Annotated in this window: 22 protein-coding genes and 1 tRNA gene; 12 read left to right on the top strand and 11 right to left on the bottom strand. The window is 66.2% G+C overall.

Annotated features, from left to right (window positions below):
- Positions 1-278 precede the first annotated feature (278 nt).
- From GFS60_RS11285 to GFS60_RS11265, 5 genes are all read left to right on the top strand, one after another.
- Positions 279-938, top strand: coding sequence for a hypothetical protein (locus tag GFS60_RS11285; RefSeq protein WP_159921268.1), 660 nt, complete (start codon positions 279-281; stop codon positions 936-938).
- Positions 935-1,417, top strand: coding sequence for an HNH endonuclease signature motif containing protein (locus tag GFS60_RS39085; RefSeq protein WP_159921266.1), 483 nt, complete (start codon positions 935-937; stop codon positions 1,415-1,417). Before GFS60_RS11285 ends, GFS60_RS39085 begins: the two co-directional genes overlap by 4 nt.
- 46 nt (positions 1,418-1,463) lie before the next feature.
- Positions 1,464-1,548: transfer RNA gene (locus GFS60_RS11275), tRNA-Leu, on the top strand.
- An 88-nt stretch (positions 1,549-1,636) separates the two neighbouring features.
- Positions 1,637-2,038 (top strand): transcriptional regulator, encoded by a 402-nt coding sequence (locus GFS60_RS11270; protein WP_159921264.1) that lies wholly within the window; start codon positions 1,637-1,639, stop codon positions 2,036-2,038.
- Positions 2,035-2,400 (top strand): DUF3817 domain-containing protein, encoded by a 366-nt coding sequence (locus GFS60_RS11265; protein ID WP_109328772.1) that lies wholly within the window; start codon positions 2,035-2,037, stop codon positions 2,398-2,400. The genes GFS60_RS11270 and GFS60_RS11265 overlap by 4 nt, the downstream gene beginning before the upstream one ends.
- Positions 2,401-2,558: 158 nt before the next feature.
- Here the strand turns inward: GFS60_RS11265 and rdgB are convergent, their stop codons facing one another.
- The 10 genes from rdgB to clpS all read right to left on the bottom strand — a co-directional run bounded on the left by rdgB (position 2,559) and on the right by clpS (position 9,506).
- Positions 2,559-3,173 (bottom strand): RdgB/HAM1 family non-canonical purine NTP pyrophosphatase, encoded by a 615-nt coding sequence (rdgB, locus tag GFS60_RS11260; RefSeq protein ID WP_159921262.1) that lies wholly within the window; start codon positions 3,171-3,173, stop codon positions 2,559-2,561.
- Positions 3,174-3,177: 4 nt separating this feature from the next.
- Entirely contained in the window at positions 3,178-3,963 is a 786-nt protein-coding gene (gene rph / locus GFS60_RS11255; protein WP_159921260.1) for a ribonuclease PH, read from the bottom strand.
- Positions 3,964-4,008: 45 nt separating this feature from the next.
- Positions 4,009-4,767: a cyclic nucleotide-degrading phosphodiesterase gene (locus GFS60_RS11250; protein ID WP_201453552.1), complete on the bottom strand. Its 759-nt coding sequence runs from the start codon at positions 4,765-4,767 to the stop codon at positions 4,009-4,011.
- Positions 4,768-4,990: 223 nt separating this feature from the next.
- Positions 4,991-5,623: a rhomboid family intramembrane serine protease gene (locus tag GFS60_RS11245; RefSeq protein ID WP_159921256.1), complete on the bottom strand. Its 633-nt coding sequence runs from the start codon at positions 5,621-5,623 to the stop codon at positions 4,991-4,993.
- A 19-nt stretch (positions 5,624-5,642) separates the two neighbouring features.
- Complete coding sequence (locus GFS60_RS11240; RefSeq protein ID WP_159921254.1) at positions 5,643-6,605, bottom strand: PLP-dependent cysteine synthase family protein; 963 nt, start codon at positions 6,603-6,605, stop codon at positions 5,643-5,645.
- Positions 6,606-6,614: 9 nt separating this feature from the next.
- The gene (locus GFS60_RS11235; RefSeq protein ID WP_109328760.1) at positions 6,615-6,887 is read right to left on the bottom strand and encodes a MoaD family protein; all 273 of its coding nucleotides are present in this window, start codon (positions 6,885-6,887) and stop codon (positions 6,615-6,617) included.
- A 60-nt stretch (positions 6,888-6,947) separates the two neighbouring features.
- The gene (locus tag GFS60_RS11230) at positions 6,948-7,424 is read right to left on the bottom strand and encodes a Mov34/MPN/PAD-1 family protein (RefSeq protein WP_201453551.1); all 477 of its coding nucleotides are present in this window, start codon (positions 7,422-7,424) and stop codon (positions 6,948-6,950) included.
- A 34-nt stretch (positions 7,425-7,458) separates the two neighbouring features.
- Positions 7,459-8,529, bottom strand: a complete 1,071-nt coding sequence (locus GFS60_RS11225; protein WP_159921252.1) for a P1 family peptidase — start codon at positions 8,527-8,529, stop codon at positions 7,459-7,461.
- A complete protein-coding gene (gene aosR / locus GFS60_RS11220) occupies positions 8,526-9,113 on the bottom strand; it encodes an oxidative stress transcriptional regulator AosR (protein ID WP_109328756.1) in 588 nt (195 codons plus the stop codon). The genes GFS60_RS11225 and aosR overlap by 4 nt, the downstream gene beginning before the upstream one ends.
- A 54-nt stretch (positions 9,114-9,167) precedes the next feature.
- A complete protein-coding gene (gene clpS / locus GFS60_RS11215; protein WP_159921250.1) occupies positions 9,168-9,506 on the bottom strand; it encodes an ATP-dependent Clp protease adapter ClpS in 339 nt (112 codons plus the stop codon).
- Between the two features lie 55 nt (positions 9,507-9,561).
- Here clpS and GFS60_RS11210 point away from each other — a divergent pair, with 55 nt between their 5' ends.
- Genes GFS60_RS11210 through GFS60_RS11190 form a run of 5 tightly spaced genes read left to right on the top strand, consistent with a single transcriptional unit; the run spans position 9,562 to position 16,105 of the window.
- Positions 9,562-10,896 (top strand): nicotinate phosphoribosyltransferase, encoded by a 1,335-nt coding sequence (locus tag GFS60_RS11210; RefSeq protein WP_268962581.1) that lies wholly within the window; start codon positions 9,562-9,564, stop codon positions 10,894-10,896.
- Entirely contained in the window at positions 10,893-11,525 is a 633-nt protein-coding gene (locus GFS60_RS11205; protein ID WP_159921248.1) for a nicotinamidase, read from the top strand. The genes GFS60_RS11210 and GFS60_RS11205 overlap by 4 nt, the downstream gene beginning before the upstream one ends.
- A 9-nt stretch (positions 11,526-11,534) precedes the next feature.
- Positions 11,535-13,583 carry an ATP-dependent DNA helicase gene (locus tag GFS60_RS11200; RefSeq protein ID WP_159921246.1) on the top strand — a complete coding sequence of 683 codons (2,049 nt, stop codon included), beginning with the start codon at positions 11,535-11,537 and terminating at the stop codon, positions 13,581-13,583.
- Between the two features lie 54 nt (positions 13,584-13,637).
- The gene (locus tag GFS60_RS11195) at positions 13,638-14,558 is read left to right on the top strand and encodes an ABC transporter ATP-binding protein (protein ID WP_159921244.1); all 921 of its coding nucleotides are present in this window, start codon (positions 13,638-13,640) and stop codon (positions 14,556-14,558) included.
- Positions 14,555-16,105, top strand: a complete 1,551-nt coding sequence (locus tag GFS60_RS11190; RefSeq protein WP_201453550.1) for an ABC transporter permease — start codon at positions 14,555-14,557, stop codon at positions 16,103-16,105. Before GFS60_RS11195 ends, GFS60_RS11190 begins: the two co-directional genes overlap by 4 nt.
- On the opposite strand, the gene glgP is transcribed toward GFS60_RS11190, so the two are convergent.
- Positions 16,076-18,676: an alpha-glucan family phosphorylase gene (gene glgP, locus GFS60_RS11185; protein ID WP_159921242.1), complete on the bottom strand. Its 2,601-nt coding sequence runs from the start codon at positions 18,674-18,676 to the stop codon at positions 16,076-16,078. The genes GFS60_RS11190 and glgP overlap by 30 nt on opposite strands.
- Before the next feature lie 215 nt (positions 18,677-18,891).
- On the opposite strand from glgP, the gene GFS60_RS11180 reads away from it, so the two are divergent.
- Positions 18,892-20,910, top strand: coding sequence for an alpha-1,4-glucan--maltose-1-phosphate maltosyltransferase (locus tag GFS60_RS11180; RefSeq protein WP_159921240.1), 2,019 nt, complete (start codon positions 18,892-18,894; stop codon positions 20,908-20,910).
- Entirely contained in the window at positions 20,910-23,108 is a 2,199-nt protein-coding gene (glgB, locus tag GFS60_RS11175; protein ID WP_159921238.1) for a 1,4-alpha-glucan branching protein GlgB, read from the top strand. Before GFS60_RS11180 ends, glgB begins: the two co-directional genes overlap by 1 nt.

The following is a 23,108-nucleotide window of genomic DNA, read 5'->3' as shown; positions in this document are numbered from 1 at the left end:
GCGCCACATACGCGTGATGTCGATCACAGAGCGTTCGAAAAGTGACTCTCGGGTAGGTCACGTCGTCGCTGGACGCGGCGGTGCAAGGACGTCCTAGAACCTGAGGAAAGCCTCATATTAATCGTTATCAATCTGTTACCACCTTGACGAAGTGCCTAGGTCGTGCCCATCCGCCGTGACGTCACCGTGTCCGGCCGGCTCGATCCTCGAGCGTGTCGGACCCTCGAACTAATGTTCGAGCCGATCGACGCACACACATCGTTCTCCGGGGGGAAACAATGAGCACTGCACACGTTCGTGACCTGATCGACTACATCGCCGCGGAACTACCTCCGGGCGCATGGCCACACTGGACGGAGGGCTGGCCGCGCGAGATCGAGGCCGGGCTGCTCGACGCGGCGTTCTCCGCCCGCGCCACCTACGGCACGCCGGCTTCCGGGGTGCGTGCCGTCATAGGGCGCTGGCGCGCGCACCGAGGCGTGCCGCTCGACGACCTCGAAGCCCTGTCCGAGTACGCCGACGACCCAGCGGAGCTGATCGCCGTGCTGGGCAACCGGCAGCGGGTCCCGGGCAACTACACCACCAAGGCGGAGGCCGTCGCACTTGCCGCCCGCTCGCTGGTCACCGCCGGATGCAGGCAGTCCTCCGACTTGCGGGACGACGACGTGCTCCGCTCTGCACTCGTCCAGATCGCCGGCTTCGGCAGCGCCACATGGGAGTGCTTCGTGGTGCAACTCGGCCTTCACACTCCCGAAAGCCGTTGCCTCCTCCACGATTTCGTCATCGACGCTGTTGCGCCAGAGGTGGAGGTGACGAATGCGATGGCCGAGGAACTCCTCGCGGCCGCCGCCGTCCGTTTCGATGTCACCGCGGCCACCCTCTCCCACGCGATCTGGCGGTACCAGCGAGCTCAGCGACGGCTTACGGGTGCACGGTGAAGTACACCCGGGAGGTTCTCGAGCGGGCGGTCGCAGAATCGACGAGTTACGCAGGCGTCATGCGCTACCTCGGACTGAAACCCGCGGGTGGAACACACGCTCACCTGAGTCGGCGGATCAGAGCGCTCGAGATTGACACCTCCCACTTCACGGGACAGGCGCACACGAAGGGTAAACCTGCCCGCAATCGAATGACTTGGCAGGAGATACTGATTCGTCGCCCACCCGGCAGCGGACGCGTTCAGCCTCACCTACTGCGACGGGCTCTGATCGAGGCAGGAGTGGCGTACGCATGCGCGACTTGCGGTGTGAAAGGTGAGTGGTGCGGACGCCCGCTGATACTGCACGTGGACCACATCCGTGGAGACCCACTGGACTCCCGCTTGCGGGAAGTTCGATTTCTGTGCCCCAACTGTCACAGCCAGACTGCGTCATGGGCAGGGCGCAAGAGCCGCGACAGGAGTGAGCGCGCCGGCTGACGTGCGCGTGCTGGGGTGCCTTGTCCATGGCGTAGTCTGTCAACGCGCGCGAGTGGCGTAATCAGGCAGCCGCGTCAGGTTTAGGTCCTGATGTCCGAAAGGGCGTGGGGGTTCGAATCCCCCCTCGCGCACGGTTCGGGTCGGTGTGGGCGTGTGACCGCGCCCATACCGCCCACCTCTCCTAGCAGGGCAATCACCGTTTCGGGTACCGTCGTCATCGTGTCCGGAAACCGTAGACGAAGCCGACCTGCACTCGTGCTGCTGGTGGTCGCCGGGGCTGCGACGTGCCTCGCGCTGGGTTGGTGGCAGTGGGAGCGCTTCGAAGCGGTGGGGGGCAACGGTCAGAACCTCGGGTATGCGTTCCAGTGGCCTTTGTTCGCGGTGTTCTTCATCTACGCGTATCGGCGTTTCGTGCAGCTCGAGGACGCCGATCCGGCGGAGGCAGAGAAGGCAGCCGACGAGGTGCGGGAAATTCCGGCCGATGTGCTCCCCCCTCGTCCCACGGTCGACGCAGTCGCCGCCGAAGACGGTTCGGATGACCTCGAAATTCTCCAGGTTCAGCAGTACAACGAGTATCTCGCCGAGCTGGCAGCTCGCGAGAACGATAGGAGCACCACGTGAGCACGGGTCAGGACGAGACTGTGTCCGGTTCGGTCGTCGACGCGGACAAGCGTAAGAAGATCGCTCCCGCGCTGCTGCGCTACCGGGTTCTTGCCTATGCCACCGGTGTGTGGCTGCTCGTCCTCACAGCGGAAATGGTCGCCAAGTACATCTTCCAGGTCGAGAATCTGCCCACGTGGATTGCCGTAGTGCACGGTTGGGTGTACTTCGTCTACCTGCTGGTCACGCTGGATCTGGCAGTGAAGGTCCGCTGGCCCGCGGGTCGCACCGTCGGAACACTGCTCGCCGGGACCATTCCGTTCCTGTCGTTCTACGTGGAGCATCAGCGCACCAAGCAGGTCCGTTCCGACTTCGGGATCTGATCAGTGTTCGAATAGTCGGCGTTGATCAGCCGGTCACATGATGACCGGCTGACCTGTAATCACAGCGATCACGTAGACCAACCATCCGAGCGGTGTTTGCGGCACCATCATCGGAGACATGAAACCCTCCCGTCCACATTTGTCGTACCCGTCGGGCGTCAGCTCTCGGCGAGCTTGGCCAGCGCGGGAATGAGCTGGGTCAGTGCGCGACCTCGATGTGAGGCCGCGTCCTTTTCCTCCGGCGACAACTGTGCTGCCGAGCGGCTACTTCCTTCCGGCACGAACACCGGGTCGTAACCGAATCCTCCGTCACCGACCGGCTCGCGGGCAATAGTCCCCCGCCACTCACCGCGGACCACCGTCTCCTCCCCACCGGGCACAACCAGCGCGCACGCGGAGACGAACGCCGCTCCCCTACGGTCGTCGGGAACGTCACCGAGCTGCGCGAGGACCAGCGCCGTGTTGGCCTCGTCGCGGCCGTGCGTGCCGGACCACCGCGCCGACAACACGCCGGGCATGCCGTTCAGGGCATCCACTTCCAGGCCGGAATCATCTGCCACGCAAGCCAATCCGGTGGCCCGAGCCCCGTCGCGCGCCTTCGCCAACGCGTTCTCCTCGAACGTCGCCCCTGTCTCGGGAGCTTCGGGATAAGGAGGTACGTCATCGAGACCGACCAATTCGACACCCTTCACCCCCGCGGCGTCGAGTACTCGATGGAGCTCCCGGAGTTTCTTCGCGTTGCGGCTGGCCACGAGCACCCGTGTTCCCGGCACCGGACTAGCTCCCGAACTTCTTCTTCGGCACCACGACCTTGGGTTCGGGCAGGACGCCGGGATACGGCAGTTCCAGTGCGGTCTTCTGGATTTCGAACAATTGCTCGCAACCCGCGAGAGCCGAATCGAGAAGTTTGTCGAGGGTGCTGCGCGGGAAGGTGGCTCCTTCACCGGTGCCCTGGATCTCGACGAGTGTGCCCGTGTCGGTGGCCACCACGTTCATGTCGACCTCTGCCCTGGAATCCTCCTCGTAGGGCAGATCGAGTCGAACACGACCATCGACCACGCCGACACTCACAGCGGCGATTCCGCAGGAAATCGGTTGCGGATCTGCGAGCCGGCCTGCCGCCCGCAGATACGTGACTGCGTCGACCAGCGCGACATAGGCCCCGGTGACGGCGGCGGTGCGGGTTCCCCCGTCCGCTTGCAGGACATCGCAGTCGAGCGCGATGGTGTTCTCGCCGATGGCGGCGAGGTCGATGCACGCGCGGAGGGAACGGCCGATCAATCGGCTGATCTCCTGGGTCCGGCCACCCACCTTGCCCTTCACGGACTCACGTCCGCTGCGGGTGTGTGTGGCAGCGGGAAGCATCGCGTACTCAGCGGTCAGCCAGCCCAGCCCTGAGCCCTGACGCCACCGGGGCACGCCGTCCTCGACGCTTGCCGTGCACATCACTCTGGTGTTGCCGAATTCGACCAACACCGATCCTGCGGGGTGTGTGGTGAAGCCGCGGGTGATCTTGACCTCGCGGAGTTCGTCGTCCGCCCTACCGTCATCTCGTGTTGTCACAGCCGAAAGCCTAGTCGTCCGGTCCGAGAGCCTGGGCACACGGCTTCAGACGTCGTAGACGCCGCTCGCGGTCACCGCGTGAACGGGTCCGGAGAACTCGGCCTTGGCCTCGGCGATCACATCTTCCCGCGAGGTCCAGGGTGGGATATGGGTGAGAAGAAGTTCGCCGACCTCGGCGCGGCGGGCGACCTGGCCGGCTTCGGTGCCGGAGAGATGCACCCCCTTCGGCCGATCCGGGCTGTGCGTCCACGACGCCTCGGCGAGCAGGACGTCGGCCCCGCGGGCCAGTTCGACCACTTCTTCGCACATGCCGGTGTCACCGCTGTACACGAGGGTGCGACCGGTGCCGTCGGTCACGCGGAGTCCGTACGCCTCCGGCGGATGGTTCACGCGGCGGGCGGTGATGGTGAGGTCACCGAAGTTGACGGGAACGCCGTCCGCCCAGTGGCGCAGTTCGATCGTGTCGGAAATGTCGTCGATGTCGCCACCACATTCCGCTGACGCCACTCCGATCCGGCGAGCGGTGTCGGACGGTCCGTAGACGAGGGCCCGACCTTCCGGCGGGTGCGGATGGTAGCGGCGCCAGACGAGCAGCCCGGGAAGGTCCAGGCAGTGATCGGCATGCAGGTGGGTGAGGAACACGGACACCTCACCGGGATCGGCGAATTTCTGGAGAGCACCGAGGACACCGGGCCCGAAGTCCATTACCAGCGGCGGAGTGTCCGGCGCCGTCAACAAATAGCCCGATGCGGGTGAGTCTGGTCCGGAGACGCTGCCTGAACACCCCAGGACGGTAATGCGCATACCCGCCATGCTGCCATGGCGACCCGTTGCCGAAAAAGCTTCCGGCGGAATTGGCGCGTCGACTTCACAACTGATGACCGACTGTGACCTAGCCGCAAGATCGGGCTATGTTCGCCCAGGCAAGCCGCCCTCGGTATCCTCTTCCGACCTACCCTCGACTACCGCCGGGACCGCCGTGGGCAACCGCCCGCTGCCGAGGCGTGGTGACCAAGGCGGGCAACAGTCAGGTGAGGGAACGCGGCCCGACCGACTTCTGGGCGCGCTCTCTGCGTGCGTCCGCCGAGAGCGCCCAGGCGGCGAGCACTCCCCCGATCGCGCCGAAGAGGTGACCTTGCCAGGAGACGTGCGGCTGGCTGGGCAGTACGCCCCACAACATGCCGCCGTAGAAGACGAACACCACGACACCGAGCAGAATCTGGCCGAAGTGCCGGGTGAACAGCCCGCGCACCAGGAGATACGCCAACCATCCGAAGATCAGAATGGAGGATCCGATGTGGTTGTCGAATGCGCCACCTGTCAGCCAGGTGCCGAGACCCCCGATCACCCAGATGATCCCGGTCGCCGCGAGTCCTCTGGCGACCCCGGACAGCAGCACGAGGAAACCGAGCACGATGAGGGGAATGGTGTTGCCGATCAGATGATTCCAGTCGTCGTGTAAAACGGGCGCGAAGAGAATGCCCCACAGACCGTCTACCGATCGCGGCAGTACCCCGTTCCTCTCGAGGACCTCGCCCGAGACCACGTCGACGACCTCGATCGCGTACAGCAGGACGGTGAAGACGCCGATCACGACGGCCGACTGCAGCCACAGCGGCCGCTTCTGCTGCGGCTGCACCGGATCGATCGACGAAGTCATGCTCCACGCACCGTTCTCATCACGCCCACAGCTGCCCTTCCAGTGCTTCCTCGGCTTCTTCGACCGTACCGCCGTACGCGCCGGTGGACAGATATTTCCAGCCGCCGTCGGCCACGATGAAGGCGATGTCCGCGGTTCGTTCGGCCTTCACGGCCTTACGCGCGACTCCGAGTGCTGCGTGCAGGATGGCCCCGGTCGAGATACCGGCGAAAATCCCCTCCATCTCGATCAGCTCACGGGTCCGGCGTACCGCGTCGGCGGGGCCCACCGAGAATCGCGAGGTGAGCACCGCCTCGTCGTAGAGTTCGGGAACGAAACCCTCGTCGATGTTGCGGAGCCCGTACACCAGTTCTCCGTACCGCGGTTCCGCCGCGACGATTTCGATGCCGTCGACGTGTTCGCGTAGGAAGCGCCCGGTACCCATGAGCGTTCCAGTCGTGCCGAGCCCGGCCACGAAGTGAGTGATCTCGGGCAGGTCGCGCAGAATCTCGGGCCCGGTGGTGTCGTAATGCGCCTGTGCATTGGCGGGGTTGCCGTATTGGTAGAGCATCACCCACTCGGGATGCTCGGCGGCCAGTTCCTTGGCCACCGCGACGGCCTGGTTGGAGCCGCCGCGCGCGGGTGAGTCGATGATCTGTGCCCCGAACATGGTCAGAAGCTGACGGCGCTCCACGGACGTGTTCTCGGGCATCACGCAGATCAGTCGGTACCCCTTCAATTTCGCAGCCATTGCGAGGGAGATTCCGGTGTTGCCGCTGGTGGGTTCGAGGATGGTGGCGCCCGGCGCCAGCACCCCGTCCCGTTCGGCCTCTTCGATCATGCGCAGTGCAGGCCGGTCTTTCACCGAGCCCGTCGGGTTACGGTCCTCGAGTTTCGCCCACAACCGGACCGGGGCATCCCCGGTCCAGCGCGGCGACAACCGGGGCAGTCCGACGAGGGGTGTGTTCCCGAGCGTCTCGATCAGCGACTCGAACCGGGCCATCGGCTGCGATCAACCTCCCGCGACGGCAGGGAGGATGGTGACCGAGTCTCCGTCGGCCACCTCGGTCTCGAGTCCGCCCGAGAATCGGACGTCCTCGTCGTTGACGTACACGTTCACGAATCGGTGCAGACGTCCGTCGTTGATCAGGCGCTCCTTGATGCCGCCGTAGTTGACGTCGAGATCGTCGATGACGGCAGAGAGAGTGGGACCTGTAGCCTCTACTCGCTTTTCACCGCCGGTGTGCGCGCGGAGGATGGTAGGGATCGAAACGGTGACAGCCATGGTCGGCTCCTCGAGGTGTGGGATTTTCCGGCACGGACCCGTCCGTGGAGGACGGCGGGGTCACTTGTCGGGAACGTCTGCCACGGACGTGTGGGCGAACTTGTAACTTTGCACCACATCGACGGGTTCCTCGGTGACCTCGCCGTCGAGGATGCGGTAACTGCGGAGGTCGTGGCTGTCCGGGTTCCGCGTGGAGATCAGCACGTAGTGCGCATCCGGTTCGGACGCGAAGGAGATATCGGTTCTACTCGGATATGCCTCGGTGGCGGTATGCGAGTGGTAGATCACCACGGGAACCTCGTCGGCCTCCTCCATCGCCCGCCACACCCGAAGTTGCTCCCCCGAATCGAAGCGGTAGAACGTCGGAGACCGCTCCGCATTGATCATCGGAATGTGCCGTTCGGGGCGATCGGAGCCCTCGGGCCCCGCGATGACACCGCACGCCTCGTCCGGATGATCCGCCCGGGCATGCGCCACCATTGCGTCGACGAGATCCGCTCGAATCACCAACACGTCAGCCACCTCCGTGAGCGCCATCCTAAGTGCGGACGGGCCGGTCGGCCACCGGCCCTCAGGAACGCAGTGCTGAGGGAAACAGTTCGCGGTAGGTGGGAATTCCCGCGACCGCGGTGGCACTCAGAACGGCATCGACGACGGCTCGCTCCACCACGTCTGCGGCGGCCGAACACACCGCGTCGAGAATGGGCAGGTCCGGCGGGAAGGCGTCCGGCACGCCCGCGAGGGGTCCGGTCCGGTGGTATCCCGTGGACACGGCGAAAATCGTGTCTCCGTCGAGGGGGGAATGCGCGGGACGAATCGCGCGGGCGAGCCCGTCGTGGCCCGCGACGGCGATGCGACGACACGCAGCCTTACCGAGGGCTGCGTCGGTGGCGACGACTCCGATGGTGGTGTTGAGGACCGTCCCCTTGGCCACGAGATCGTTGGCCGCAGACAGTTCGGCGGTGGCCGGTACGCGCAGCCCGAAAGCGGCGGCGCCGGCGGTGGCGACTCCCCACGGAAGTCCGGTCCTGGGGTCGAAAACGGATCCGACGGGGTTCGCGACGATCAAGGCAGACACCGCGACGCCCTGGGCCGGGCCGTCGGTGATGACCACCCCGGCGGTGCCGACACCACCTTTCACAGCCCCCGCCCGCGCTCCCACCCCGGCGCCCACGGATCCGCAGAGCACCGACGACGAAGCGGAGTTCGATGCGAGGTAACCGAATTCGGCGGTGGGACGTCGAGTCCAGTCTCCCACCGGGAGGTCGAAGATGACCGCACCCGGCACTATAGGAACCACCTGACCCGGCTGACCCATGGCGATTCCGTGGCCGTGTTCCTCGAGCCAGCGCATGACGCCGTCCGCAGCGGCGAGACCGAAGGCGCTGCCGCCGGTAAGGAGGATCGCGTGAATCTTCTGCACGCTGTGACTGGGATCGAGGAGGTCCGTTTCCCGGGTGCCCGGGCCTCCGCCGCGGACGTCGACGGCCGCGGTGACGCCGTGCGGTGCCAGCACCACCGTGCATCCCGTCGCCGCACCGCTGCCGAGCGTGGCGTCGGAGTCCACTTCGTGGTGGTGGCCCACGCGCAGTCCGGCGACATCGATGAGCGAGTCGGTCCGTCCCGGCGTCGTCGAGGTCACGGAGCGAGTACCTGAACCAGCGAATCCTGCATCCACGTCAGCCAGTGATAGATGTCCAGGTGGGGCGCGCGCGGATCGTCGGGATCCAGTTCGTCGGGCGTGTCCGCGTCGATGCCGAGGTTGGTACCCAATGCCAGCCGGACGTCGTTGAGCCCGCTCAGCCAGGCGTCGGCCTGTTCCGGCGTCAGCAGCACCTTGCCGCCGTTCTCCGGAACGGTGTGGAGGATGACGGAGCCGGCGGCCATCTTCGCGTCGATGATCTCCGGCTCATGAAGTCCACGTAGCGCTCCGTTGATGTCCGCCTTCGCCTCCGCCCGCCCATCCGCGTCGTCCGGCGCGTCGGCACCGGGCCGATGGAAGTCCGGCAACAGCCGCGCGAGCACCTCCTCGTCGGGCGGTGTCGTGTGGCCGGTGCGCATCCCGGTGAGGGCGGCGAGTTCGTCCTCGGGGGCAGAACGGGCGCGTTCGTCGAGGAGACCGAGGACGGAGGCGACCAGCGACCGCAACACCGTCGCCTCGTGGGCATCCATCTCCGACCGCAACTTCACGCCGCCGAGCGAGTTCTTCCTGGTCCACATCCGCACGTCGGGTACCGATTTCCTCACTGTCGAACGAATAGTTGACTGTCGACTGGATACTTAGCTGCTGTCCCGCTGCATGGTGGCCCAGAGGCCCGCCGCATGCAGCTTGCGTACGTCGTTCTCGACCTTGTCCCGGGAACCGCTCGACACGACGGCCTTGCCTTCGGAGTGCACTTGCATCATCAGTTCCGTCGCCTTGGCCTTGCTGTATCCGAACAGCTTCTGGAATATGTAGGTGACGTAGTGCATGAGATTCACGGGGTCGTCCCACACCACGGTCACCCAGGGGCGATCGCTGACGTCCTCGACCTCGACGGCTTCCGATTCTGCAGGAGTGACCTGCGGCGATGCCGGCACGGCATCCACGAATGGTGCTGTCGTCGAGCGAGAAGCCATGACACCAGGGTACGACGAGCTCACATCCCGCGACACCGCGGCCTAGAGTGGCCGGGTGTCCCGAGACAGCAGCGCATTGTTCACCGATCAGTACGAGTTGACGATGCTGTCGGCGGCCCTCGCCGATGGTTCTGCGCATCGCCGGTGCAGTTTCGAGGTCTTCGCCCGGCGCCTGCCCGACGGTCGTCGGTACGGGGTGGTCGCCGGTACCTCGCGACTGCTCTCCGCCTTGGCGACCTTTCGTTTCGGGGACGCCGAGATCGATGTGGTGTCACGTTTCCTCGACGACGCGACCGTGGCGTGGCTGCGCACGTACCGCTTCACCGGGGACATCGACGGTTACCGCGAGGGTGAGCTCTATTTCCCCGGCTCGCCGATCCTCTCGGTGAGCGGAACGTTCGCCGAGTGCGTGGTGCTCGAAACACTGATCCTGTCGATCCTCAACCACGACAGCGCGATAGCTTCGGCTGCCGCGCGGATGGTCAGCGCTGCGGACGGTCGCCCCATGATCGAGATGGGCTCGCGGCGCACACACGAGGAGTCTGCCGTCGCGGCGGCACGCGCCGCATACCTCGCGGGCTTCACCGCCACGTCCAACCTCGAGGCTGTACGCAGGCACGGTGTACCCGGCGCGGGTACCAGCGCACACGCGTTCACCCTGCTGCACACCACCGCGGACGGACCCGACGAGGCCGCCGCCTTCCGCGGTCAGGTGGCGGCGCTGGGTGTGGGAACCACCCTGCTCGTCGACACCTACGACATCACGAGTGGCGTGAAGACCGCCGTCGACGTCGCGGGAACCGAATTGGGCGGCGTCCGGATCGACTCCGGCGACCTCGGTGTCCTGGCCCGTCAGGTTCGCCGACAACTCGACGACCTAGGCGCCACGAAGACCAAGATCGTCGTTTCCGGAGACCTCGACGAGTACGCCATCGCGGCGTTGCGCGCCGAACCGGTCGACGTGTACGGGGTGGGCACCGCTGTCGTCGTGGGCTCTGGTGCCCCCACCGCCGGAATGGTCTACAAGCTCGTCGAGGTGAACGGCATTCCCGTCGAGAAGCGGAGCAGTCTGAAAACGTCCCGGGGTGGCGCGAAGCGGGCGGTCCGCTTCTCCCGCGATACCGGGACCGTCGTGGAGGAAGTGATCTACCCGGCGCGCGGGCCCCGACCCGAACAGAACGGGCTCGAGGCCCGCGACCTGCTCGTTCCGCTGGTGCGCGGTGGCGAGGCCGTCGCGGACGCCGATACCCTGGAAGAGAGTCGATCGCTACTTGCGGCAGGCTTGGTAAGTCTGCCGTGGGAGGGGTTGAAGTTGTCCCACGGCGATCCGGCTGTCCCCACCCGGTTCGCCGACACCGACAGCCGCGCCATCCAGGGAAGGACGTTGTGAGCGACACCGAGAGCATCCGAGCGCGCCGTGCGCTACTCGTCGTCGACGTGCAGAACGACTTCTGTGAGGGCGGGGCCCTTGCCGTCCAGGGCGGTTCCGCGGTCGCAGCCGGCATCAGTCGCTTCCTCGACACTGCCGACTACGACGCTGTCGCCGCGACCATCGATCACCACATCGATCCGGGTCACCACTTCGCCGACGAACCGAACTTCGTGGACACCTGGCCCGTGCACTGCAAAGTGGGTACGCCGGGAGTGGAATTTCATCCCGACCTGGACACGAGCCGTATCGCCACGGTTTTCTCCAAGGGAGAGTTCTCCGCGGCCTATTCCGGCTTCGAGGGCAGGAATCCCGAGGGCTGGGGACTCGAGAAGTGGTTGCACGACGCCGGGATCACCGACGTCGACATCGTCGGTATCGCCACCGATCACTGCGTGCGAGCCACGGCACTGGACGCAGCGAAGGCCGGGTTCACCACCCGGGTACTGCTGCCCCTCACTGCGGGTGTCTCTCCGACGACCGTCGAGTCGGCGCTGACCGAGATGCGCGCCGCAGGCGTGCACCTGCAGGTCCGTGACCGAGACGCCTCTCGCGATGGCGGAGCAATTTCTGACGTCGGTCCCGAGTAATCTGCTCGGGTGCCCGAAAACCTTCCCAACGTCCCCGAACTGTTGCGCACGGCGGTGCGGTCGCTGGGTGGTGCCGAACGATCGAACCAGCTCACGATGGCGTCGGCCGTCGCGCATTCGATCGACACCGGGGAGCATCTGGCCGTGCAAGCCGGAACCGGCACCGGCAAGTCACTGGCCTACCTGGTGCCGAGCGTGCGGCATGCGGTGCAGAGTGGGAAGACGGTGGTTGTCTCGACGGCCACCATCGCACTGCAACGCCAGCTGATCGATCGCGACATGCCGCGCCTCGCCGACGCCCTCGAGGACTCTCTCGGCAGGCGGCCGCACTTCGCGATCCTCAAGGGGCGCAACAACTATCTGTGCATGAACAAGATCCACACGGGAGCCGCGGACGAACCGCCGACGGACGAGCTGTTCGACCCCTTCGCGGTCTCACGCCTCGGCCGGGAGGTGCAGCGGCTCACCGAGTGGTCCTCGGAAACCGACACCGGTGACCGCGACGATCTGGCCCCCGGCGTCAGCGACAAAGCGTGGCGGCAGGTCAGCGTCACCGCGCGCGAATGCCTCGGCAAGTCCCGGTGCCCGGTCGGTGAGGACTGCTTCGCCGAGCGTGCCCGCTCGGAGGCGTCCCAGGTAGACGTCGTCGTCACCAATCACGCGCTGCTGGCCATCGACGCCATCACGGGAATTGCGATCCTCCCCGAGCACGACGTCGTGGTCATCGACGAGGCCCACGAGTTGGTGGATCGCGTCACGAATGTCGCCACCGCCGAACTCGCCGCATCGACGATCAGCGCCGCAGCCCGCCGGTGCACCAAACTGGTCGAGGAGCAGGACGCGGATCGCCTCGAAGCAGCAGGCGAAGGATGGGCGGCGCTTCTCGAGGAACTACGACCGGAGCGGTGGGAGGCGCTGCCACCGGGTGCCGCACCTGCGCTCGCTGCTGTCCGTGACGCCGCCTGGTCACTGCGCACAGCCATCGGTCCGTCACGTCCGGGAATGGCGCTGAGCGATCCCGAGGCCGCCGCCGCACGTAACACCGCCCTGGCAGCGGTGGAGGAAGTGCACGACAGCGCCGTCCGGGTGCTCAGCGCGTTCGACGAGCCGGATCCCGCCCAGCGACGGGACGTCGTCTGGCTGGCCGCGGACGACAATCGGGGTTCGGTCCGGCGGGTCGTGCGGATGGCTCCATTGTCTGTGGGCGGCCTCCTACGGTCGCGGCTGTTCGCCGAGTCGACGGTGGTCCTCACGTCCGCCACGCTCACGGTCGGCGGCTCCTTCGACGGTCTGGCGGTCAACTGGGGACTTCCGGCCGAATCGTCCGTCGTCATCGATCCGGCATTGGCCACCGGCACCGAGGCACCGTCGGACGCGGGCACTCTGAAATGGAATGCGCTGGACGTCGGCTCGCCGTTCGATCACGCACGCGCCGGAATTCTCTACATCGCCAAGCACCTTCCGCCGCCGGGTCGCGACGGTCTGGTTCCTTCCTACCTCGACGAGATCGCCGAACTGGTCGCCGCTGCCGGCGGACGCACACTCGGCCTGTTCTCCTCGATGCGCGCGGCCAAGGCGGCCGCCGAGGCCATGCGTGAGCGTCTCGACACTCCCGTCCTCTGCCAAGGTGACGACTCCACCGGAGCCCTGGTCCGAGGCTTCGCCGGCGACGAACCGACATCCCTGTTCGGCACGCTGTCACTGTGGCAGGGCGTCGACGTGCCGGGCCCGTCCCTCAGTCTCGTCATCCTCGACCGCATTCCCTTCCCGCGCCCCGACGACCCCCTACTGGTGGCTCGGCAGAAGGCTGTGGAGTCTCGTGGAGGCAACGGATTTCTCTCGGTGGCGGCCAACCACGCCGCACTGCTCCTCGCCCAGGGAGTGGGCCGCTTGCTGCGCAGCGTCGACGACAAAGGTGTTGTCGCCGTGCTGGATCCACGTCTGGCGACCGCACGATACTCCGGATATCTCCGCGCGTCGCTGCCGCCGTTCTGGGAGACGTCCGACCCCGAGGTCGTACGCAAGGCCCTGGGCAGAATTCGGGACTCGCGTAGTTGATCGGCAGACCGGACTCGCGCAGACGCCGGGACCGTCCACACCTATGCTCGTCCGATGGCCTCAGCGATCTCCGTCCGAGCACTGACCAAGAAATTCGGTGACGTCCTCGCCCTCGACGGCCTCGATCTGACAGTGCAGCCCGGCGAGGTGCACGGTCTGCTGGGACCCGGCGGCTCCGGCAAGACCACCACGATCCGGATACTGCTCGGATTGCTCCGCCCCGGCGGTGGCACGGCTACGGTGCTCGGTCGGGATCCGTGGCGGAACTCGGTCTCCTTACACAGGCGCGTCGCATACGTGCCGGGCGAGGTGACGCTCTGGCCCGGCCTCACGGGCGGGCAAGCGATCGACGTCCTCGGCCGGCTCCGCGGCGGCCTCGACCCGACCCGATGTCGATCGCTGATCGAACGTTTCGAGCTCGACCCGACGCGCAAGAGCCGCACCTATTCGAAGGGTGATCGCCAGAAGATCGCACTCGTGGCGGCGCTCGCCGCCGACAGCGAACTGCTCGTCCTCGACGAACCGACGTCCGCGCTGGATCCGATGCTCGCAGCGGTCTTTCGAGAGTGCGTCGCCGAGTTCGCGGCCGGCGGACGCACGGTGTTGTTGTCGAGCCACAGCCTCGCCGAGATCGACACTCTGTGTAGCGCCGTCACCATTGTTCGCGCCGGCCGCACCGTGCAGGCGGGGAAGCTGTCGGATCTGCGCCGGTGTCACCGAACCACCGTCACCGCCACCACCCGAATTCGACCGCACCCCATCGGCCATGTGCCGGGAGTCCACAATCTGCGCGGCGGCGACGACCCCCACACGGTCACCTTCGACGTCGACCCGGAACAACTCGATCCGGTTCTCACCACCCTGACCGGGTTGGGGATCGTCTCGATCGTCGCGAACCCGCCGACACTCGAGGACGTGTTCCGTCGCGAGAACCGCGAAGAGACCAAGGTACTGGCCGGCGGACAGTCCCGGTGAGCCGGCTGAGCGGCACCGGGGTTCTCACCGAACTGGCGATCCGAACCGACCGGGTTCGACTTCCCGTATGGACGGTCGCAGTCGTCGGGTTCACTCTCCTCGTTGCGTGGAGTTGCTCGACGACCTACCCGACCGCCGTCGCCCGGCAGGCCCGGGCCGGGCTCCTCTCCTCCCCCGCCGCGACAGCCCTCGCCGGTCCCGGATACGGACTGGACCACTACACGCTCGGCGCGATGGTGGCCAACGAGGTCGCCGGGATGACGATGGTGGCGGCAGCCGTCATGTCCGTGCTGCTCGTGACCCGACATCTACGCGGCGAAGAGGAGTGCGGACGCCTCGAGTTGGTGCATACCGGTGTCGTCGGACGCTATGCAAGTATCACGGCCGGTCTGATTTCCGCTGCGCTCGCCAACGTCTTCGTCGGTCTGCTTCTCGTGATCGGACTTCTGGCGGTGGGGCTTCCGCCGGTCGGGTCACTCACCATGTCGGCCGGGGTCCTGGTGGTGGGTCTCGTGTTCACGGCGTTCTCCGCGCTCGCATCCCAGTTCACCGAGCATGCCCGCACGGCGAGCGGTGCCGGCATCGCCGCGATCGGCGTCGCCGTTGCGCTCCGCGCCGTGGGCGATGTCCGGCACGAGCACAGTGGCAGCCTTCTCACCTGGATGTCGCCGCTCGGATGGTCACAAGCAACCCGTGCCTACGTCGACGAACGATGGTGGCCACTGCTGATCGGACTCGCCGCCTCAGTGATCTTCGCGGCATGCGCGTACGCCGCTGTCGACCGGCGTGACGTCGGTTCCGGACTGTTCCCACCCCGACGCGGTCACGCTCGAGCAGCCCCGTCGCGGGCGGCAATTACGGCTCTGGCAGCACGAGGTCTGCAAGCTCAGGCCCTCGTGTGGGGTCTGGGAGTATTCGCGCTGTCGCTCCCCCTCGGAATCCTCGGTCAGCACGGGAAGGTGCTGCCCGCAGGCGCGACCGTCGACGAGATATCGGCTCATCACCTGGTACTTCTGGCGGGACTGGCCGCGGCGTATTCCGTGGCTGCGTTCACAGCGGTATCCGCGCAGGAATCATCCGGCAGGACCGACGAGGCCGTGGCCGCAGCGGGGTCGCGCACGAGGTGGTTCGCGAGCCATGTGCTGATTATCGCCGGTGCGGCCGCCACGATCACTCTGGCCGCGGGCATCGGATCGAGCCTCACCTCGGCCGCTCCAATCGGGGCTGCTCTGAACGTCCTACCCGCACTGTTCCTGATGGTCGGCCTGGGCGCAGCCGTGTACGGGCTCGTCCCGCGGGCGTTGCCTCTGTTGTGGTCGTACCTCGGTTATGTTCTGGTCGCCGCACTGTTCACCCATGTGCTTCCGGAGAGGTTCGGGGTGCTGTCTCCGTTCCACCACACTCCGAACCTGCCGGCCGCGTCCTTGCTCCCGCCGTTCGTGCTTCTCGTGTCCGCGACTGTCCTGGTTCTCGCCGGCGCCGCCGGTTTCCGCCACCGGGACGTCGGCCGCCGCCAGCTACATACTCGGAACCGCCACCAGGCCTAGCTCTGAGGGGTCGACGAGCAGCCTGTGCTTCGGGAGCACTCGCACCGTGTAGCCGACGGACCCCGACAGCGGAAGGGGGGTGTCTGCGACGAACAATTCCGTGGCACCGTCGGACCCGTCGTGCGTCATCGGAACGGTGACGATGTCGCTGAGCTCCTCGTCCAGATCCGTCTTTCCGATGACGGCCTGCACGGTGACGTCCTCGACGGACAACGCACCGAGTCGGATATGGGCGCGCAGCACCAGGTTGGCGCCGATCTCCGGGGTGTCGGGAAGTCCCTCGCCGTCCACCTGCAACACCGCAACCGACGGCCAGGCGGCCTCGACGCGATGCCGGAACTCGGCCAGCTCGCGGGCGCCCGCGTAACCGTCGGCCGCCACCGTACGCGCCGAATCCGCTGCAGGCGCGTAGTACTGGACGGCGTAGTCACGCACCATTCGCGAGGCCAGCACCTTGGGGCCCAAGTTCTGCAGGGTGTGCCGGACCATCTCTACCCAGTGCACGGGCAAACCGTCCGGACCGCGGTCGTAGAACCTCGGCAGCACTGCCCGCTCGAGCAGTTCGTACAGTGCGCTGGCTTCCAGGTCGTCCCGGCGCGTCTCGTCGACGACCCCGTCCGCGGTCGGGATGGCCCAGCCGTTCTCGCCGTCGAACATCTCGTCCCACCACCCGTCCCGGATCGACAGGTTCAGTCCACCGTTCAACGCAGATTTCATCCCCGACGTCCCGCAGGCCTCCAGTGGGCGCAGCGGATTGTTGAGCCACACGTCGCAACCCCAATACAGATACCGGGCCATCGACATGTCGTAGTCGGGCAGGAACACGATCCGATGCCGCACGTCCGCTGCGTCGGCGAACCGCACGATCTGCTGGATGAGAGCCTTGCCGCCGTCGTCAGCCGGGTGACTCTTCCCCGCGACCACCAGCTGGACCGGCCGCTTCTCGTCGAGGAGCAGTGCGCGCAGCCGGTCGGGATCGCGCAGCATCAGGGTGAGCCGCTTGTACGTGGGGACCCGGCGGGCGAAGCCGACGGTGAGGACACCCGGATCGAAGACTTGGTCGGTCCATCCCAATTCTGCGGAGGTGGCGCCGCGCTCGATCCAGGATGCCCGCACGCGTCGTCGTACCTCCTCGACCAGTTTGGTGCGGAGGCTGTTGCGCGTGGACCACAGCTCGTCGGCGGACAGTTCTTGCAATCGCTCCCACCCCTTGGCCTCCTCCACCAGCTCGGGTCCGAGGATGCGGGTGGCGAGGTCGACCCATTCCGGTGCCGCCCAGGTGGGGGCGTGGACACCGTTGGTCACCGAACCGATCGGGACCTCGTCGGCGTCGAAGTTCGGCCACAGTGGCCGGAACATGGCGCGACTGACGATTCCGTGCAGTTTCGACACTCCGTTGGCACGCTGGCCGAGGCGCAGACCCATGTGCGCCATGTTGAATACCGACGGATCCGGCTCGCTGCCGAGGCCGATGATGCGATCCATCGTCAGCCCGGGGAGCAGCGCAGATTCGTTCTCCGCGTTGTCCCCGCCGAAGTAGTGCCGGACCAGGTCCGCGGGGAATCTGTCGATTCCGGCCGGAACAGGCGTGTGCGTCGTGAAGACGGTGCCCGCGCGCACGGTGGCCAGTGCTTCGTCGAAAGCAAGTCCCGCACCGGTCACCAGCTCGCGGATTCGCTCGAGTCCGAGGAACCCGGCGTGTCCTTCGTTCATGTGGAAGACCACGGGATCGGGCAGACCGTGCGCCTGAGTGTATGCCCGCACCGCGCGGACCCCTCCGATACCGGCCAGGATTTCCTGCTTGATCCGGTGATCCTGGTCGCCGCCGTACAGCCTGTCCGTGACCCCACGCATCTCGGCGTCGTTCTCGGCGATGTCGGAGTCGAGCAGCAGCAGCGGTACCCGGCCCACCTGAGCGATCCATACCCGGGCGCGCAACACTCGGCCACCGGGCACCGCAACGTGAACGAGGATGGGAGAGGCAGTTCCGGCGTCCGGACCCGACTCCGTCAGCAAACGCAGCGGCAATCCCTGCGGGTCGTAGGCCGGGTAGTGCTCGGACTGCCAGCCGTCCGCGGTCAGCGACTGCCGGAAGTACCCCGATCGGTACAGCAGGCCCACACCGATCAGCGGAAGACCCAGATCGGACGCCGCCTTCAGGTGATCACCGGCAAGAATGCCCAGCCCGCCGGAGTAATTGGGCAGCACTTCGCTGACACCGAACTCCATTGAGAAGTAGGCGATCCCACCACCGAGCGAAACGCCTTTCGCCTGCTGATTCTGGTACCAGCGCGGCCGGGACAGGTACTGGTCGAGATCGGCGGCGGCGGCGTCGAGGCGGGCGAGGAAGGGGACGTCCTCGGCCAGCTCGTCCAAGCGAGCCGGCTCGACTTCACCGAGCATCCGGATGGGGTCGTACTGCACGCGCCGCCACAGGTCCTCGTCCAGCAACGAGAAGAGCTCCTGCGTGGCCGTATGCCACGACCAGCGGAGATTCGTCGACAGCGGGCCGAGCGCGGCGAGACGCTCGGGAAGGTGGGCTCGGACAGTGAACCGACGCAAGGCTTTCACTTCGCGAACAATAATGCACTTCCGGCCGGGTGGTGTCGTGTCGCGGGATGCGAGCGAGTTCGGCCGACCTGCCGCGGCGCGCGGCCCAGTCTCCAAGCCCCTCCCGCGGGGCGCTGTCGCCAACTGGGACAGGGACCGGTCTGCTCCATTACGGTTGAAACCGGCGGCGGAACGAAGCGTCGTCGGCAACTTCCGACTATGGAACGGAGCCCAGTGTGACAGGTCGACTCGGCATCGACGACGTGATGCCCGACATCTCGGGCGGGCGTTACCCTGCCAAGGCTGTTGTCGGTGAGGTATTTCCCGTGCGGGCGAAGGTGTGGCGGGAGGGGCACGATGCCGTGGCCGCCACTCTCGCGGTGCGAGGACCCCGTACTGCATCATCCGGCGGATCGGCGACCTTTCGCATTCCCATGAACCCTGGACCTGCGCCTGACACCGTCGACGGTTCCTTCACGCCCACCAGTGAAGGAATGTGGACCTTCCGGATCGAGGCGTGGAGCGACCCGATCACCACCTGGAAGCATGCCGTGGAGGCCAAGCTCTCGGTCGGGCAGGGGCCGTCCGAGCTGGCCAACGATCTGGAGAACGGCGCCCGGCTATTCGAGCGTGCCGCCAAGGGTGTCCCGCGGAACGACCGTTCGCGGCTGATCGGTGTCGCCGCATCGTTGCGGTCCGAGCATCCGCTCGGCGAGCGGGTGGCCCCGGCATTCGGTTCGGACGTCGCCGAACTTTTGCGGGCGCATCCCTTACGTGATCTGGTGACCAGAAGTGAAGCGCACAGTGTCCTCGTCGACCGCACACGGGCGCTCTTCGGGTCGTGGTACGAATTCTTCCCCCGGTCGACGGGAGGCTGGGACGAGAACGGGAAGCCCCGGCACGGCACCTTCGCCACCTCGGCCGCCGCGCTGCCCCGGATCGCGGCCATGGGCTTCGACGTCGTGTACCTGCCGCCCATCCACCCGATCGGCGTGATCAACCGCAAGGGACCCAACAACACGCTGACTCCCGGGCCGGACGACCCGGGCTCGCCGTGGGCGATCGGATCGGCCGAAGGCGGTCACGACGCGATACATCCGGAGCTCGGAACGATGCAGGATTTCGAGGCGTTCGTCGCTGCGGCGCGCGCACTCGACCTCGAAGTCGCCATCGACCTCGCGCTGCAGTGCGCGCCCGACCATCCGTGGGCGCGGGACCATCCGGAATGGTTCACGGTCCTTCCGGACGGCACCATCGCCTACGCGGAGAACCCGCCGAAGAAATACCAGGACATCTATCCGGTCAACTTCGACAACGACAAGGACGGCATCTACGCGGAGGTCCTGCGTGTGGTGCGGCACTGGATCGCCGCGGGGGTGAAGATCTTCCGGGTCGACAATCCGCATACCAAGCCACCGGACTTCTGGGAGTGGCTGATCGCGGAGGTCAAGAAGACCGATCCGGACGTGTTGTTCCTGTCCGAGGCATTCACCCGGCCGGCGCGACTGTACGGACTGGCCCGGCGCGGGTTCACCCAGTCGTACACGTATTTCACGTGGCGAACGGCCAAATGGGAGTTGACCGAATTCGGCAAGGAGATCGCAGCGAAGGCCGACGAGGCGCGGCCCAACCTCTTCGTCAATACCCCGGACATCCTGCACGAGAGCCTGCAAACCGGTGGTCCCGGCATGTTCGCGTTGCGCGCCGCACTGGCCGCGACTCTGTCACCGACGTGGGGCGTCTACTCGGGTTACGAACTGTACGAGCACCTTCCGGTGCGTCCGGGGAGTGAGGAGTATCTCGACTCGGAGAAGTACCAGCTGCGCCCCCGGGATTTCGAAGGTGCCGCCGCCCGCGGTGAGTCCCTCGAACCATGGCTCACTGCGCTCAACCGCATCCGCCGTCAGCACCCGGCGTTGCAGCAGCTACGAAACCTGCACTTCCATCACGTCGACAACGATGCACTCATCGCATATTCGAAGTTCGACGCGACAACGGGTGACGCCGTGCTGACGGTGATCAACCTCAATCCGTTCGGCGCCGAGCAGGGAACGGTGTGGCTCGACATGCCGGCACTCGGACGTGACTGGCACGACCACCTACCCGTGCTCGACGAGGTCACCGGGGAGCAATACCACTGGGGGCAGGCGAACTTCGTACGTCTCGAGCCCTGGCGTTCGGTGGCCCATATTCTGGCTCTGCCGTCCATTCCCTATCCGGCCAGGACGAAGCTGGCATACCGCGGAGGTACATAGTGGCCGTCCAACCGCCCACTGCAATCGCACCCGACGACGCCGATCTGGATCTGCTGGCGCGGTGCATTCACCACAACCCGCATTCTGTCCTCGGGGCACACCCCCACCCCGACGGCACGGTCATCCGTGTTCTGCGCCCGCGGGCGGAGTCCGTCGAAGCGGTGATCGGCGGAAAGAGCTTCCCACTCGAGCACATCGCGCACGGTATGTGGGGAGCGCTGGTTCCCTACCGTGATCTGATCGATTACCGGGTGTCGACGACGTGGCCGGGCGGCCACACCGACCTCGCGGCGGACGGCTACCGCTTCCTGCCGACCCTCGGTGAGCTCGATCTGCACCTCTTCGGGGAGGGCAGGCACGAGCGCCTGTGGGAAATTCTGGGGGCGCACCGACGCTCGTACGACACCCCGGACGGAACGGTGACCGGCACGTCGTTTGCCGTCTGGGCACCCGCTGCCCGTGGGGTCAGCGTGATCGGCAGCTTCGACGGCTGGGGCGGCGAGACCTTTCCCATGCGGGTGCTCGGCTCCACCGGTGTCTGGGAGCTGTTCATTCCCGGTATCGAGGTCGGCGAGCTGTACAAGTTCCGCGTCCACGGCCGCGACGGAAGCGTGCGGGACAAGGCGGACCCCATGGCGTTCGCCACCGAGGTGCCGCCGGCGACAGCGTCCCGCGTGGCGATCAGTACGCACGAATGGGATGACGCCGAGTGGCTCGAGCAGCGGGCGAGCACCGACCCGACACAATTGCCGATGAGTGTGTACGAAGTGCATCTCGGCTCGTGGCGTCCCGGGTTGAGCTACCGCGACATGGCCGAGGAATTGGCCACCTATGTCACCGAGTGCGGTTTCACCCACGTGGAGTTGCTGCCGGTCGCCGAGCACCCGTTCGGTGGATCCTGGGGTTACCAGGTGACGTCGTACTACGCGCCCACGTCGCGCTTCGGCTCCCCCGACGACTTCCGGTGGTTCGTCGACCGCCTCCACAAGTCGGGGATCGGCGTAATCGTCGACTGGGTACCTGCCCATTTCCCGAAGGACGAGTGGGCGCTCGCCCGTTTCGACGGCACCCCGCTGTACGAGCACGGCGATCCCCGGCGCGGTGAGCAGCTCGACTGGGGAACCTACGTCTTCGACTTCGGCAGACGCGAGGTCCGTAATTTCCTCGTTGCCAACGCCCTGTTCTGGCTCGACGAGTTCCACGTGGACGGACTCCGCGTCGATGCGGTGGCGTCGATGCTCTACCTCGACTACTCGCGACCGGAAGGCGGCTGGACGCCCAACATCCACGGTGGCCGGGAGAATCTCGAAGCAGTCGACTTCCTTCAGGAAATGAACGCGACGGTCCACAAGCACCATTCTGGGGTCGTCACGATTGCCGAGGAGTCGACGGCGTGGCCCGGTGTCACCCGCCCGACGAACATCGGCGGTCTCGGATTCAACATGAAATGGAACATGGGTTGGATGCACGACACCCTCGGGTATCTCGGTCACGATCCCGTCCATCGGAGCTATCACCACCACGAGATCACCTTCTCGCTCGTCTATGCGTGGAGTGAGAATTATCTGTTGCCCATCAGCCACGACGAGGTTGTGCACGGCAAGGGCACGTTGTGGACTCGTATGCCAGGTGACGACTATGCGAAAGCTGCGGGTGTCCGGTCTCTGCTGGCGTACATGTGGGCGCACCCCGGCAAGCAACTGCTGTTCATGGGGCAGGAGTTCGGCCAGACGCGGGAGTGGTCGGAAGAGCGCAGCCTCGACTGGCACGAGATCGACGATCCCCACACCGGACGCTTGCACGGCGGTCTCCTGAAACTGATCAGCGATCTCAATGCCACTTACAGGGCGCATCCAGCGCTGTGGACGCTCGATACGTCCCCGGGCGGCTATTCGTGGATTGATGCCAATGACACCGCGAACAACGTTCTGAGCTTCCTCCGCTACGGCACCGACGGTTCGATCGTGGCGTGTCTGTTCAATTTCTCGGGTACGCCACACGGCAGTTATAGAGTGGGCTTGCCCGAATTGGGCACATGGCGTGAGATTCTCAATACCGACGCCGAAATCTATGGGGGGTCGGGTTGGGGAAATCTCGGGGCAGTGACGGCAACTTCGCAGCCATGGCACGGGCGGCCCGCCTCTGCCGAGGTGGCATTGCCGGCCAACGGCGCGATCTGGATGAGTCTGGAGCGTTGA

The sequence above is a fragment of the Rhodococcus sp. WAY2 genome (genome assembly GCF_009859915.1).
GTDB classification, from domain to species: domain Bacteria; phylum Actinomycetota; class Actinomycetes; order Mycobacteriales; family Mycobacteriaceae; genus Rhodococcus_F; species Rhodococcus_F oxybenzonivorans.
Note: the sequence above shows the minus strand (reverse complement) of the source record. Positions and strands in the feature narration are given on the sequence as shown.

What these genes read in the sequence shown, in the direction of transcription:
- GFS60_RS11285 (WP_159921268.1), top strand. Translation starts at nt 279, where the DNA reads ATGAGCACTGCACACGTTCGTGACCTGATCGACTACATCGCCGCGGAA.
- GFS60_RS11250 (WP_201453552.1), bottom strand. Translation starts at nt 4,767, where the DNA reads ATGCGCATTACCGTCCTGGGGTGTTCAGGCAGCGTCTCCGGACCAGAC.
- GFS60_RS11245 (WP_159921256.1), bottom strand. Translation starts at nt 5,623, where the DNA reads ATGACTTCGTCGATCGATCCGGTGCAGCCGCAGCAGAAGCGGCCGCTG.
- GFS60_RS11240 (WP_159921254.1), bottom strand. Translation starts at nt 6,605, where the DNA reads ATGGCCCGGTTCGAGTCGCTGATCGAGACGCTCGGGAACACACCCCTC.
- GFS60_RS11235 (WP_109328760.1), bottom strand. Translation starts at nt 6,887, where the DNA reads ATGGCTGTCACCGTTTCGATCCCTACCATCCTCCGCGCGCACACCGGC.
- GFS60_RS11230 (WP_201453551.1), bottom strand. Translation starts at nt 7,424, where the DNA reads ATGGCGCTCACGGAGGTGGCTGACGTGTTGGTGATTCGAGCGGATCTC.
- clpS (WP_159921250.1), bottom strand. Translation starts at nt 9,506, where the DNA reads ATGGCTTCTCGCTCGACGACAGCACCATTCGTGGATGCCGTGCCGGCA.
- GFS60_RS11195 (WP_159921244.1), top strand. Translation starts at nt 13,638, where the DNA reads ATGGCCTCAGCGATCTCCGTCCGAGCACTGACCAAGAAATTCGGTGAC.